The following is a 12,155-nucleotide window of genomic DNA, read 5'->3' as shown; positions in this document are numbered from 1 at the left end:
TACGGGCGAATTCCGGTCGCAGAAGCGGCCGGGGGTCGCCCGTACGGCTGTCCGGGCCGCAGAATCAGGACAGCAGGCGGAAACCGAACGCGTCTGCGGGGCAACGGAGTTCGGTACTGAGGGGGCGGCATGGCAGGCGGCGTACAGGTTCCGGGTCCGGCGGGGGTGCCCCTGCTCGGCTCGCTGCTCGACCTCAAGAAGGACTCGCTGGGCACCTTCCTGCGGGCGCAGCGCGAACACGGCGACGTGGTAAGGATCTTCGCGGGCCCGCCCGGACTGCGGGCGGAGGTCTACGGCGTGTTCTCCGCGGAGGGCGTGCAGCAGATGCTCGCCGGGGAGTCCGCCAACTTCCGCAAGGACAGCGCCGTCTACCAGGAGATCCGCGAGTCCCTGGGCAACGGGCTGCTGACCTCGCAGGACGAGGAGTACCTGCGCCAGCGGCGGCTGGTGCAGCCGCTTTTCACCCGGCGCCGGGTGGACGGGTACGCGGCGGCGGTGGCCGCCGAGACCGAGGCCGTGGTCGCCGGCTGGAAGGACGCGCCCGGCGGGGTCCTGGACGTGTCCGAGGAGATGATGCACCTGGCGCTGCGCGCGGTCGGGCGGATCCTGTTCGGCACGGACGTGGAGGAGGCGGCCGGGGTCGTGGACCGCTGCCTGGCGGCGATCACCGACTACTCCGTGCAGCGCGGCTACTCCCCCCTCTCCTTCCCCCGGCAGTGGCCGACCCCCGCCAACCGGCGGGCGGCCTCCGCGATCTCCGAGCTGTACGGGCTCTGCGACCGGATCATCGCCCGGCGCCGGGGCGGGGCCGCGGAGCCGGAGCCGGGGCAGGCCCGGGACCTGCTGGGGCTGCTGGCCGAGGCGCGCAGTGCCGAGGACGGGGCCTTCGACGCGGACGAGCTGCGCGACCAGGTGCTGATCTTCCTGCTCGCCGGGCACGAGACCACCGCCACCTCGCTGGCCTTCGCGCTGCACCTGCTGGCGCTGAACCCCGAACAGCAGGCGCGGGCCCGCGCCGAGGTGGCCGGGGTGCTGGGCGACGGACGGGCCCCCGAGGCCGCGGACCTGGAGCGGCTGCCGTACCTGACCCGGGTGATCAAGGAGGCCATGCGCCTGTACCCCGCGGCTCCCGTGGTGGGCCGCCGGGCGGTGGCCGCCACCGAGATCGGCGGGCACGCCATCCCGGCCGGGGCGGACGTGCTGGTCGCCTCGTGGGTGACCCACCGCGACCCGCGCTACTGGCCGGACCCGGAGCGCTTCGACCCCGACCGGTTCACCCCGGAGGCGGAGGCGCAGCGGCCGCGGTACGCGTGGTTCCCCTTCGGCGGGGGGCCGCGGGCCTGCATCGGGCAGCACTTCTCGATGCTGGAGTCGGTGCTGGCGCTGGCGCTGATGCTGCGGGCGTACGAGTTCGAGGCCGTGACGCGGACGGTCCCGGTGACCGCGGGGATCACCCTGCGGGCGACCGTGCCCGTCAACTGCCGGATCCGCCCGGCCGGCTGACCCGCCGGACCGGGGGCCGGGCGGCGGCCCGGCCCCCGGCGGCCCTGCGGCCCTTCCCTCCCTGCGGCCCTGCCGCCGGGGAGGGCTCAGACGGCCGTCGGGGTGTGGTTGCCCTGGAGCCGCTCCCGGTCCGCCGGGCGGACCTGGATGGCGAACAGGGCGATGACCGCCGCGACCAGGGCGAACACCGCGGCCGCGATGAAGGCCGCGGTGACGCCCGAGGTGAGGACCTGGTCGCCCCAGGGGTCCGGGAGCTGCCCGGTGCGCTCGAACACGGCGCGCTGGGCGGGCCGCGCCTCGGCGAGGAAGGCCGGGACCTGGCTGTCGGCCTCGTTGCGGCTGGCGGTGCCGAAGACCGTGACCAGGATGGACAGGCCCAGGGAGCCGCCGACCTGCTGGGTGGCGTTGAGCAGTCCGCTGGCGGCGCCGGACTCCCGGTCGGTGACCCCGGACAGGGCCATCAGCGTCAGCGAGACGAAGATCATTCCCATGCCGAGGCTGAAGACGAGCATGGGGCCGAGGATGCTGCCCAGGTACGTGGAGTGGATATCGGTCAGGGTCAGCCAGCCCAGGCCGGCCGCGGCCAGGACCGCGCCGATGACCATGAAGGGTTTGGGCCCGTACTTCGGCAGCAGCTGGGAGGTCAGTCCGGCGCCCACCGCGATGACCGCGCTGACGGGCAGGAAGGCCAGGCCCGCTTCGAGCGGGCTGAAGTCGAGCACGTTCTGCACGAAGAGGGTCAGGAAGAAGAACATGCCGAACATGGCCGCGGCGAGGGCCAGCATGATCCCGTAGGTGCCCGCCCGGTTGCGGTCGGCGAACATGTGCAGCGGGGTGATGGGCTGTTTCGAGCGGCGCTCGATCAGGATGAAGGCCGCGAGGAGCACCACCGCCGCCACGAAGGAGGCGATGGTCAGGCCGTCCCGCCAGCCGTCCTGTGCGGCGCGGATGAACCCGTACACGAGGGCGACCATGCCCAGGGTCGAGGTCAGGGCGCCGGCGAGGTCGAAGTGCCCGGGGTGGCGCTCGGACTCGCGGATGACGCGGGTGGCCGCCGCCGCGATCAGCAGGGCGATGGGGACGTTGACGAAGAACACCCAGCGCCAGTCCAGCCATTCGACGAGGACGCCGCCGGCGAGGAGGCCGATGGCGCCGCCGCCGGCCGAGACCCCGGCGAACACGCCGAACGCCCGGTTGCGGGCGGGTCCTTCGGTGAAGGTGGTGGTGATGAGGGCGAGGGAGGTCGGGGAGGCGATGGCGCCGCCGACCCCCTGCAGGGCACGGGCCGCGAGCAGTTGTCCGGAGTTCTGGGCCAACCCGCCGAGCAGGGAGGCCAGTCCGAAGAGCAGGACGCCGAAGATGAAGACCTTGCGCCGGCCGAGGATGTCGCCGACGCGGCCGCCGAGGAGCAGCAGGCCGCCGAAGGTCAGGGTGTAGGCGTTGACCACCCACGACAGGGTCGTCGTCGAGAAGTCGAGTGACTGCTGGATGTGCGGCAGTGCGATGTTCACGATCGTGATGTCGAGGACGATCATGAGTTGGCAGGAGGCGATGACGAACAGCGCGAGGCCGTTCCGGCTCCCTTGGACCGTGCCGTCGGTCCCGGTGGTGGTCGGCAGATCGTTCCGGTCCACCCTTCCGACGCTAGGCCCGTCGACCGGGGCCCACCACTCGAACGGTCCAGTGCGGGCCGACGGCCCTCCCCGGGACTGGGCCGGTGTTATTTCACATGTCACACTTCTGCCATGGACTCCTTCCTCCAGCTCTCCGCCCGGACCGGGCGCTTCACCTACGGCGCGCCCCGCGCCGCCGCCTTCGGAGCCGACGGACGGCTCCTGTACTTCCTGCGCTCCTCCGGCCCGGCCGACCCGGTGGACTCCCTCTGGGTCCTCGACACCGCGGACGGCACGGAGCGGCTCCTCGCCGACCCCGCCGTGCTCGCCCCCCGGGGCGGGGAGCTGCCCGCGGCCGAGCGCCGGCTGCGCGAGCGGATCCGCCTGTGGGCCCCCGGGATCGGCTCCTTCGCCCTGGCCGGGGACGGCCGCAGCGCCGTGTTCGCCCTGTACGGCAGGCTGCTGCGGGTCCGCGCCGACGCGGGCGCGGCCCCCGAGGAGCTGCCGGCCGCCGGGCCCGTCTTCGACCCGCGGCCCAACGCCGACGGCTCCCGGATCGCGTACGTCACGGGCGACGCCCTGCACACCGCCCCCGACGGCCGCCGGGTCAGCCCGCAGGACGGGGCCCGCTGGGGGGTGGCGGAGTTCGCCGCCGCGGAGGAGCTCGGCCGCTCCCGCGGCCACTGGTGGTCCCCGGACGGGGTGACCCTGCTGGCCGCCCGGGTGGCCGAGGGCGCCCTGCCGCGCCGCCACTTCGCCGATCCGGCGCACCCGGAGCGGGAGCCGGAGGAGTTCGCGTACCCGCAGGCGGGCGGCCCCAACGCCGACGTGCAGCTGTGGGTGCTGGGCCCCGACGGCGGCCGGGTGCGCCTGGAGTGGGACGCGCAGGCCTTCCCGTACGTGTCGGACGCCTCCTGGGAGTCCTCCGACGAGATCCTGCTGACGGTGCAGGACCGGCTCCAGCAGAACGTGCTGCTGCTCACCGCCGATCCGGCCACCGGCCGCACCCGCGAGCTCTCCCGCACCGTGCACCCGCACTGGGTGGACGCGCTCCCCGGCACCCCCGCCCGGCTGCCCGACGGCCGGATGCTGACCTCGGCGGACACCCCCGGCGGCGCGGCCCGCGCGCTGGCCGTGGACGGGAAGACGATCACCGGGGACGGGGTGCAGGTCCGGCGCGTGGTCGGGGTGCACGAGGGTGCGCTGCTGGTCGAGGCCGGCCTGCGGGACCCCTCGGAGCAGCAGCTGGTGCTGGTGGATCCGGGGACCGGCGCGGTCCGCCCGGTGGCCGACGGCCCGGGGGTGCACGCGGGCGCGGCCGGCGCGGGAGCCCTGCTGACCACCTCCAGCGGCCCCGACGGGATCCGGCGCACGGTCCGGACCGCGGACGGGCGCGAGCTGGAGCTGCGCGACCTGTCCGAACCGCTGCCGTACCGGGTGGCGCCCCGGCTGGAGCGGGTCACCGAGCACGGCCTGCCCACCGCCCTGGTGCTGCCCCGCCACCACGTGCCCGGCAGGCGCCTGCCCGTGCTCCTCGACGTGTACGGCGGCCCCGGCTACCAGGCGGTCGCGGCCGAGCCCCGGCGCTGGCAGCACCGGCAGTGGTGGGCCGACCAGGGCTTCGCGGTGGTCACCACCGACAACCGCGGCACCCCGTACGTCTCCCCCGCCTTCACCAGCGCCATGTACCGCGGGTTCTCCGCGGTGACCCTGGAGGACCAGATCGCGGCCCTCCGGGCGCTCGGCGACCGCCATCCGGACCTGGACCTGGGCCGGGTGGGCGTGCGCGGCTGGTCGTACGGGGGCTACCTGGCCGCGATGGGGGTGCTGCGCCGGCCCGACGTCTTCCACGCGGCCGTCGCGGGCGCCGCGCCCACCGACTTCCGGCTGTACGACACGGCCTACACCGAGCGCTACCTCGGCCTGCCGCAGGAGCACCCGGAGGTCTACGAGCAGGACTGCCTGATCGGTGACGCCCCGGCGCTGGAGCGGCCGCTGCTGCTGGTCCACGGGCTCGCGGACGACAACGTCCACCCGTCCCACACCCTGCGGCTCTCGCAGGCGCTGACGGACGCCGGGCGCCCGCACCAGCTGCTGGCCCTGCCCGGGGTGACCCATATGACCCCCGACGGCACGAACGAGAAGCTGGCGGCGCTCGAACGGGACTTCCTGCGCAGCGCACTGGCCTGATGCCCGCCGCCCGCCCGCCGGACCGCACCCGGCGCGGCGGGCCGCGGGCACGGGAAGGGGCCCCGGAGACGTCGCCGTCTCCGGGGCCCCTCTTTCTCTCCCCCTGGTTACCCCGTCAGTCCCCGGGGAAGTGGCAGGCCACCTCGCGGTTCTCTCCGGGCGAGGCGATCCGCAGCAGCGGCCGTTCGGTGCGGCAGACCTCCTGGGCCTTGGCGCAGCGCGGGTGGAAGGAGCAGCCCGGCGGCGGGGCGGCCGGGCTCGGCGGGTCCCCGAGCAGGGTGATCCGTTCGCGGCGGCGCTCGGCCGCCGGGTCGGGCAGCGGTACGGCGGACAGCAGCGCCCGGGTGTAGGGGTGCTGCGGGTCCCCGTACAGGGAGTGCTTGTCGCCGATCTCGACGATCCGGCCGAGGTACATCACGGCGACCCGGTCGCTGACCCGCTTGACCACGGACAGGTCGTGCGCGATGAAGACGTACGAGAGCCCGAGCTCGTCGCGCAGCCGTTCCATCAGGTTGACGATCTGGGCCTGGACGGAGACGTCGAGCGCGGAGACCGGCTCGTCGGCGACGATCAGGCGGGGGCTGGTGGCCAGGGAGCGGGCGATGCCGATCCGCTGGGCCTGGCCGCCGGAGAACTCGTGCGGGTAGCGGTCGATGTGCTCGGGGATCAGGCCGGTGAGCTCCATCAGCTCGGCGGCCCGCGTGCGGGCGTCCGCCGCGCTCCAGCCCTGGACCAGCAGCGGGTCGGAGATGATCCGGGCCACGGTCTGGCGGGGGTTGAGGGAGGAGTGCGGGTCCTGGAAGACCATCTGGAGGTGCCGGCGGTGGGGGCGCATGGCCCCCTGGGAGAGCCGGCTGATCTCCCGGCCGTCGAAGCGGATGCTCCCGGAGGTGGGCTCCAGCAGCCGGACGAGCATCCGGCCGGTGGTGGACTTGCCGCAGCCGGACTCGCCGACCAGGCCGAGGGTCTCGCCCGCCCGGAGGGTGAAGGAGACCCCGTCGACCGCCCGGACCGGGGCGCCGCGGCGGCCGGTGGCGGAGCGCCGGCCGGGGAAGGCCATGGTCAGGTCGGTGACCTCGAGCAGCGGGGGCGTTCCCGGCTCCTCCCCCTTCCGGGAGGCGGGGAGCTCGGCGGGTGCCGTGGTCATCGGGCTGCCTCCTGGACGGCGCCGGCGAAGTGGCAGGCCGTCATGCGTGCGGTGGCACCGTGCGGTGCGAACGGGGGCCGCTCGGTGCGGCAGCGGTCGCGCTCCTCCTCCGTACCGGCCGCCGCCCGGGCGCAGCGCGGGGCGAAGGCGCAGCCGGGGGCGGGGGCCAGCAGGGAGGGCGGGGAGCCGGGGATGGCCCGCAGCGGTGCGTCGTCGCTGTCGTCGAGCCGGGGCAGCGAGTCGAGCAGGCCGCGGGTGTAGGGGTGGGCGGGGGCGGTGAACAGCTCGTCGACCCCGGCCTGTTCGGCGGCCCGGCCGCCGTACATGACGAGGACCTCGTGGGCGACGCGGGCGACCACCCCGAGGTCGTGGGTGATCATGATGACGCCGAGTCCGCGGTCCTGCTGGATGCGGGCGATCAGTTCGAGGATCTGCGCCTGGACGGTGACGTCGAGGGCGGTGGTGGGCTCGTCGGCGATCAGCAGGTCGGGTTCGCAGGCCAGGGCCATGGCGATCATGGCCCGCTGGCGCATGCCGCCGGAGAACTGGTGCGGGTACTCCCCCGCCCGCCGGGCGGGTTCGGGGATGCCGACCTCGCCGAGCATGTCCACGGCGTGCTTGCGGGCGGCGGCCCGGCCGGCCCGGAAGTGGACGCGGTAGTGCTCGGAGATCTGCTCGCCGACCGTGTAGTAGGGGTGCAGGCTGGACAGCGGGTCCTGGAAGATCATCGCCATCCGGCGGCCCCGGAGCCGGGAGAGCTCCTTCTCGGGGGTCCCGAGGATCTCGCGCCCCTCCAGGGCGATGGATCCGGTGACCTCGGCGCCGCGGTGCAGGCCCATCACGGCGAGGGAGGTGACGGACTTGCCCGAGCCGGACTCCCCGACGATGCCGAGGGTGCGGCCGGACTCGACGGTGAAGCCGAGGGAGTCCACGGCGCGGACGGTGCCGCGCGGGGTGGTGAAGGCGACCCTGAGGTCGCGGACGGCGAGCAGGGGCGGTGCGGCCCCGGCGGACGCCGGACTGCCGGTCTGCGGTGCGGCGGTGGCCATCAGTACCTCACCCTCGGGTCGACGACGGCGTAGAGGAGGTCCACGACCAGGTTGGCGACGACGATGAAGAAGGCCGCGAGCAGGGTCACGCCGAGGACCACGGGCTGGTCGGAGTTGACGAGGGCCCCGTAGAAGAGCCTTCCGATGCCGGGGAGTCCGAAGATGGACTCGGTGATGACGGCGCCGGCGAGCAGTCCGCCGAGGTCCATGCCGAAGATGGTGAGGATAGGGGTCATCCCGGAGCGCAGCCCGTGCTTGACGACCACGGTCCGCTCGGGCATGCCCTTGGCGCGGGCGGTGCGGATGTACGGCTCGGCCATCGCCTCGATCATCGAACCGCGGCTCTGGCGGGCGTACATGGCCGCGTAGAGCAGGGCCAGGGCGGTCCAGGGCAGCAGCAGGTTGGAGGCCCAGCCGAGGGGGTTGTCCAGGAAGGGCTGGTAGCTGGGGTACGGCAGCAGGCCGGCGATCCGGATGACCCCGTAGATGAGCATCACGGAGGTGAAGTAGACGGGCAGGGAGGCCGCGGCGACCGCGCCGACCATCAGGGCCTTGTCGGTGGCGGTGTCCTTGCGCAGGGCCGCGGTGACGCCCGCGCCGAGGCCGAGCAGCAGCCACAGGGCGGCGGCGCCGACGGCGAGGGAGGCGGAGACCGGGAGCCGGTCCATGAGCAGGTCCCAGACGGGCAGGGAGTTCTCGTACGAGTAGCCCAGGCAGGGGAAGTCGCAGGCGACGGCGTACTGCCCGGTGCCGAGGGTGCGGCCGGTGAAGATGCCGGTGAGGAAGGTGCCGAACTGCTCCCACATCGACTTGTCGAGGCCGAGGTACTCGCGGACCACGGCGAGCCGCTCGGGGCTGCAGGTCTTCCCGCAGGCGTCGGCGGCGGGGTCGGAGGGCAGGACGTAGAAGATCAGGAAGGTGACGGCGGCGATGGCGAGCAGGACCCCGGTGAGGGCGAGCAGCCGGCGCGCGAGGTAGAGGATCACGTGCGGCCGCCCCTCGGGTCGAGGATGTCGCGCAGGGCGTCACCGAGCAGGGTGAAGGCGAGCACCGACAGGAAGAGGAAGGTGCTCGGGATGACGAAGTACATGGGGTCGGTCTCGTAGAAGGCGACGCTCTCGGCGATCATCTGCCCCCAGGAGGGGGTGGGCGGGCGGACGCCGACGCCGAGGTAGCTGAGGGCGGCCTCGGTGCTGATCATGCCGGGGATGAGCAGGGTGGTGTACGCGATGACGGGGCCGGAGACCCCGGGCAGGATGTCGCGGGTGAGGATCCGCCAGGGGCCGGAGCCGCCCACCCTCGCCGCGTCCACGTACTCGCGGTGCTTGAGGGAGAGGGTCTGGCCGCGGACCACGCGGGCGACCCCGGGCCAGCCGAAGACCCCGATGACGGCGGTCATCAGCACGATGCGGTTGACGTCCTTCGCCACCGACAGCATCGCGATCATGAAGATCAGCGAGGGGAAGGACATGGTGAGGTCCATGAGGCGGGAGAGCACGGCGTCCGTGCGCCCGCCGAAGTAGCCGGCGGCGATGCCGGCCGCGGTGCCCGCCAGCACCACGATCGCGGTGGCGGCGAAGGCGATGAGCAGGGAGACCTGGGCCCCGTGGACGACGCGGGCGAACAGGTCGCGTCCGGTGACGGGTTCGACGCCGAGCCAGTGCTCGGAGCTGATCCCGCCGAAGGAGCCCAGCGGGAGGCCGCCGAGGTAGGGGTCGACGGCGGTCTTGTCGAACTCCTCGGGGGACCAGCCGCCCAGGGCGCCCAGCCAGGGGGCGGTGAGGGCCATGAGGACGAAGAGGACGACGACGGAGAGGCTGATGCGGACGGCGGGGCGGCGGCGGAGTTCCCTCCGGGCGAGCTGCCAGGGGCTGCTGCCCGGAGGGACCGCCGCGGCCGGCGCGGTACCGGCTGCGGTGGTGGTCACGGCGACGGGTGGCTCGTGGGTCCGGGTGCTCAGCCCTGGCCCTTCGCGGGGTCCTTGAGGCCGATGGTGGCGTAGTCGATGGCGCCGCTCCACACCGGGTGGCCGAAGGCGCCGGCGATGTTGGTGCCGATCAGCAGGGGCTTGCGCTCCAGGACGACGGGGACGGCCGGGGCCTTCTGCATGATCTCGGCGTCGAGGTCGATCCAGCCCTGGCGGGCGAGCTGCGCGTCGTCGTAGGCGCTGATCTCGTCGATGCGCTTGATGGTCGCGTCGTCCTTGAACTGCGAGTAGTTGCCGCTGTTGCCCTTGACCTTGACGGTGCGGCCGTCGAAGACGAAGGGCAGGAAGGTGGAGCCGGACGGGTAGTCGGGGCACCAGCCGGCGAGGGTCATGTCGGGGGCGGTGGTGGTGTCGCCGATGACGTCGTAGAAGGCGCCCGGGTCGACGGTGTCGATGACGACCTCGATGCCGGCGCGGGACAGGCCCTGCTGGAGGGCCTCGGCGCGGGTCTTGTCGCCGGTGGAGACGGCCAGGGAGACCTTCAGCTTCTCCTTGCCCGCGGCCTTCAGGAGCTCCTTGGCCTTGGCCGGGTCACCCGCGGGGGCGATCTTGAGGGTGTCGGCCTGGACCCCGCCGGTGAGGGAGGAGGGCAGGTAGGCGGTGGCGATCTCGTTGAAGGCGGGGCCGCCGCCCGCGGTGACCATGGACTCCTTGTCCACGGCGTACTGGAAGGCCTGGCGGACCTGGGCGTTGTCGAAGGGCGCGCGCGAGGTGTTGAGCTGGAGCATGGTCGTACAGCCCTGGGACTCGGCCAGCAGGCGGGACTTGACCTCGGGCTTCGGGAGCACCTTGGGGGCGCTCTCGGGGCGCATGTTGGAGTAGGCGACGGCGGAGGCGTCCGGACCGGCGGAGGCGATGAGCCGGTCGTCGATCTGCCCGCCCTTGAGGCCCATCACGACCACGAACTTGTCCGGGTAGGCCTTGCGGACGGTGTCGGTGGCGGCGTCCCAGTGCTCGTTGCGGACCAGGACGAGCTTCTTGTCCCGGTCGTAGCTCTCGATCTTGTACGGGCCGGAGGAGAAGGGGCGGGAGTCGTACCCGGCGCCCTTCTCCTGGGCCTGCGGGACCGGGGAGAAGGTCGGCAGGGTGGCGGTGGCGGAGAACTCGGCGACCGGGCGGTTCAGTTCGAAGACGATGGTCTTGTCGTCGGGGGTCTTGACGGAGTCGAGGTGCTTGCCCTTCAGGGGGCCGGTGTAGCCCTTCGTGCCGGCGAGGTAGCGGGCCGCGTAGTCGGGGCCGCCGGTGAGGTCCGGGGAGAAGGACCGCTCGACGTTGTACTTGATGTCCTGGGCCTTGATCGGGGTGCCGTCCTCGTACTTGAGGCCGTCCTTGAGCGTGAAGGTCCAGGTGCGGCCGCCGTTGGAGGGCTTGCCGAGGTCGGTGGCGAGGTCGGGGACCAGTTCGCTGCCGGCCTTGCCGGGCTCGGCCTTGAAGGTGACCAGGGTGCGGTAGAGCAGGCGGGTACCGAAGTCCATCGCGGGCATCACCCAGTTGCGGGCCGGGTCCAGGTGGGAGAAGTCCTGGTTGGACAGGACCGTCAGGGTCCCGCCCTTGACCGGGGTGCCGCCGAGCACCTTGCCGTCGTTCGCCGCCGCCGGGTTCGCGGCGCCCTTGCCCGAGGGGGCCTTCGCCTTGGTGGGTTCGGAGCAACCCGAGACGCCGAGGGCCAGTGCGGCCACCAGCGAGGTGGCGAGGGCGAGTTGGGTGCGCTTGTTCATGGTCACTCCGGTCATTCCAGGGAAGGGCTGATCTGCGATGTGACCGGTAACATAGTAATGTGAAATTGTACTGACAAGACCCCTGCGGCCTCGTTATCCAGCCGTGTCCCAATGCGGACGACCGCAACGCACTTGGGGCCCGGACCGTTACGGTCCGGGCCCTGCGCGTGCGCGGGTACGGGGTGCCGCTACGCCGAGCGGCTGCTGCCGCCCAGGGGCCGCGCGGCCCCCTTGCCGACCGGCTCGTCGCGCCCCTCGGCCCACAGGGACCGCACGTGCCCCAGGTGCCTGCGCATACAGGCCTCCGCGCCCTCGGCGTCGCCGGCGAGCATGAGGTCCAGCAGTTCCAGGTGCTCCTCGGCCGAGGCCACCAGCAGACCGGCCTCGTCGAGGCCCGTCAGCCCGTACAGGCGGGAGCGCTTGCGCAGGTCGCCGACCGTCTCCACCAGCCGCTCGTTGCCGCACAGGCCCAGCAGGGTGAGGTGGAAGCGGCGGTCCGCCTCCAGGTAGCCGATGAGGTCGTGCGCACGCGCGTTGCTCACGATCTCCTCGGCGATCGGCCGCAGCGCCTCCAGCTGCTCGGGCGCCGCGATCCGGGTCACCACCCCGATGGTCGGCACCTCGATGAGGGTGCGCAGTTCGGTGTACTGGTCGAGGTCGCGCTCGCTGACCTCCGTGATCCGGAAGCCCTTGTTGCGGACCGGCTCGACCAGTCCCTCGCGGGCCAGGTCGAGCATCGCCTCGCGCACCGGGGTGGCCGAGACCCCGAGCTCCGCGGCCAGGCCGGGAGCGGAGTACACGCTGCCCGGGCGCAGCTCACCCGCTATCAGGGCCGCGCGGAGGGCGTGACCGACCTGGTCGCGCAGCCGCTCCTGGGCCTTGATGAGACTGTGCTGCTTCAGGTCACCCATCGCATTTCCTCCGAGAATTCGCAGAGGAACAGCGTAC

General features: G+C 73.1%; 9 protein-coding genes. 2 read left to right on the top strand and 7 right to left on the bottom strand.

Going from position 1 to position 12,155, the window contains the following annotated elements; translation table 11 throughout:
* Positions 1-129 precede the first annotated feature (129 nt).
* The gene (locus tag ACZ7JZ_RS28180) at positions 130-1,503 is read left to right on the top strand and encodes a cytochrome P450 (protein ID WP_470943977.1); all 1,374 of its coding nucleotides are present in this window, start codon (positions 130-132) and stop codon (positions 1,501-1,503) included.
* Positions 1,504-1,589: 86 nt separating this feature from the next.
* Here ACZ7JZ_RS28180 and ACZ7JZ_RS28175 read toward each other — a convergent pair whose 3' ends face one another.
* The gene (locus tag ACZ7JZ_RS28175; protein WP_470943975.1) at positions 1,590-3,137 is read right to left on the bottom strand and encodes an MFS transporter; all 1,548 of its coding nucleotides are present in this window, start codon (positions 3,135-3,137) and stop codon (positions 1,590-1,592) included.
* A gap of 111 nt (positions 3,138-3,248) precedes the next feature.
* Between ACZ7JZ_RS28175 and ACZ7JZ_RS28170 the strand changes: the two genes are divergently transcribed.
* Positions 3,249-5,306 (top strand): S9 family peptidase, encoded by a 2,058-nt coding sequence (locus tag ACZ7JZ_RS28170; protein WP_470943972.1) that lies wholly within the window; start codon positions 3,249-3,251, stop codon positions 5,304-5,306.
* A 115-nt stretch (positions 5,307-5,421) separates the two neighbouring features.
* Here the strand turns inward: ACZ7JZ_RS28170 and ACZ7JZ_RS28165 are convergent, their stop codons facing one another.
* The 6 genes from ACZ7JZ_RS28165 to ACZ7JZ_RS28140 all read right to left on the bottom strand — a co-directional run bounded on the left by ACZ7JZ_RS28165 (position 5,422) and on the right by ACZ7JZ_RS28140 (position 12,118).
* Positions 5,422-6,453: an ABC transporter ATP-binding protein gene (locus tag ACZ7JZ_RS28165; RefSeq protein ID WP_470943970.1), complete on the bottom strand. Its 1,032-nt coding sequence runs from the start codon at positions 6,451-6,453 to the stop codon at positions 5,422-5,424.
* The gene (locus ACZ7JZ_RS28160; RefSeq protein ID WP_470943968.1) at positions 6,450-7,502 is read right to left on the bottom strand and encodes an ABC transporter ATP-binding protein; all 1,053 of its coding nucleotides are present in this window, start codon (positions 7,500-7,502) and stop codon (positions 6,450-6,452) included. The genes ACZ7JZ_RS28165 and ACZ7JZ_RS28160 overlap by 4 nt, the downstream gene beginning before the upstream one ends.
* Positions 7,502-8,488, bottom strand: coding sequence for an ABC transporter permease (locus tag ACZ7JZ_RS28155; protein WP_470943965.1), 987 nt, complete (start codon positions 8,486-8,488; stop codon positions 7,502-7,504). The genes ACZ7JZ_RS28160 and ACZ7JZ_RS28155 overlap by 1 nt, the downstream gene beginning before the upstream one ends.
* Entirely contained in the window at positions 8,485-9,429 is a 945-nt protein-coding gene (locus tag ACZ7JZ_RS28150; protein ID WP_470943962.1) for an ABC transporter permease, read from the bottom strand. Before ACZ7JZ_RS28150 ends, ACZ7JZ_RS28155 begins: the two co-directional genes overlap by 4 nt.
* Positions 9,430-9,458: 29 nt before the next feature.
* Positions 9,459-11,207, bottom strand: a complete 1,749-nt coding sequence (locus ACZ7JZ_RS28145) for an ABC transporter substrate-binding protein (RefSeq protein WP_470943960.1) — start codon at positions 11,205-11,207, stop codon at positions 9,459-9,461.
* A gap of 188 nt (positions 11,208-11,395) precedes the next feature.
* Positions 11,396-12,118, bottom strand: a complete 723-nt coding sequence (locus ACZ7JZ_RS28140; RefSeq protein WP_470943958.1) for a GntR family transcriptional regulator — start codon at positions 12,116-12,118, stop codon at positions 11,396-11,398.
* Between the last annotated feature and the right edge of the window lie 37 nt (positions 12,119-12,155).

This window comes from Streptomyces sp. NPDC038213 (assembly GCF_055600495.1).
The sequence above is the reverse complement of the archived record's forward strand: the minus strand, read 5'-3'. Positions and strand labels throughout refer to the sequence as shown.

Excerpts from the sequence above, each read along its gene's own strand:
- ACZ7JZ_RS28180 (WP_470943977.1), top strand. The coding sequence starts at position 130 with ATGGCAGGCGGCGTACAGGTTCCGGGTCCGGCGGGGGTGCCCCTGCTC.
- ACZ7JZ_RS28170 (WP_470943972.1), top strand. The coding sequence starts at position 3,249 with ATGGACTCCTTCCTCCAGCTCTCCGCCCGGACCGGGCGCTTCACCTAC.
- ACZ7JZ_RS28165 (WP_470943970.1), bottom strand. The coding sequence starts at position 6,453 with ATGACCACGGCACCCGCCGAGCTCCCCGCCTCCCGGAAGGGGGAGGAG.
- ACZ7JZ_RS28160 (WP_470943968.1), bottom strand. The coding sequence starts at position 7,502 with ATGGCCACCGCCGCACCGCAGACCGGCAGTCCGGCGTCCGCCGGGGCC.
- ACZ7JZ_RS28145 (WP_470943960.1), bottom strand. The coding sequence starts at position 11,207 with ATGAACAAGCGCACCCAACTCGCCCTCGCCACCTCGCTGGTGGCCGCA.
- ACZ7JZ_RS28140 (WP_470943958.1), bottom strand. The coding sequence starts at position 12,118 with ATGGGTGACCTGAAGCAGCACAGTCTCATCAAGGCCCAGGAGCGGCTG.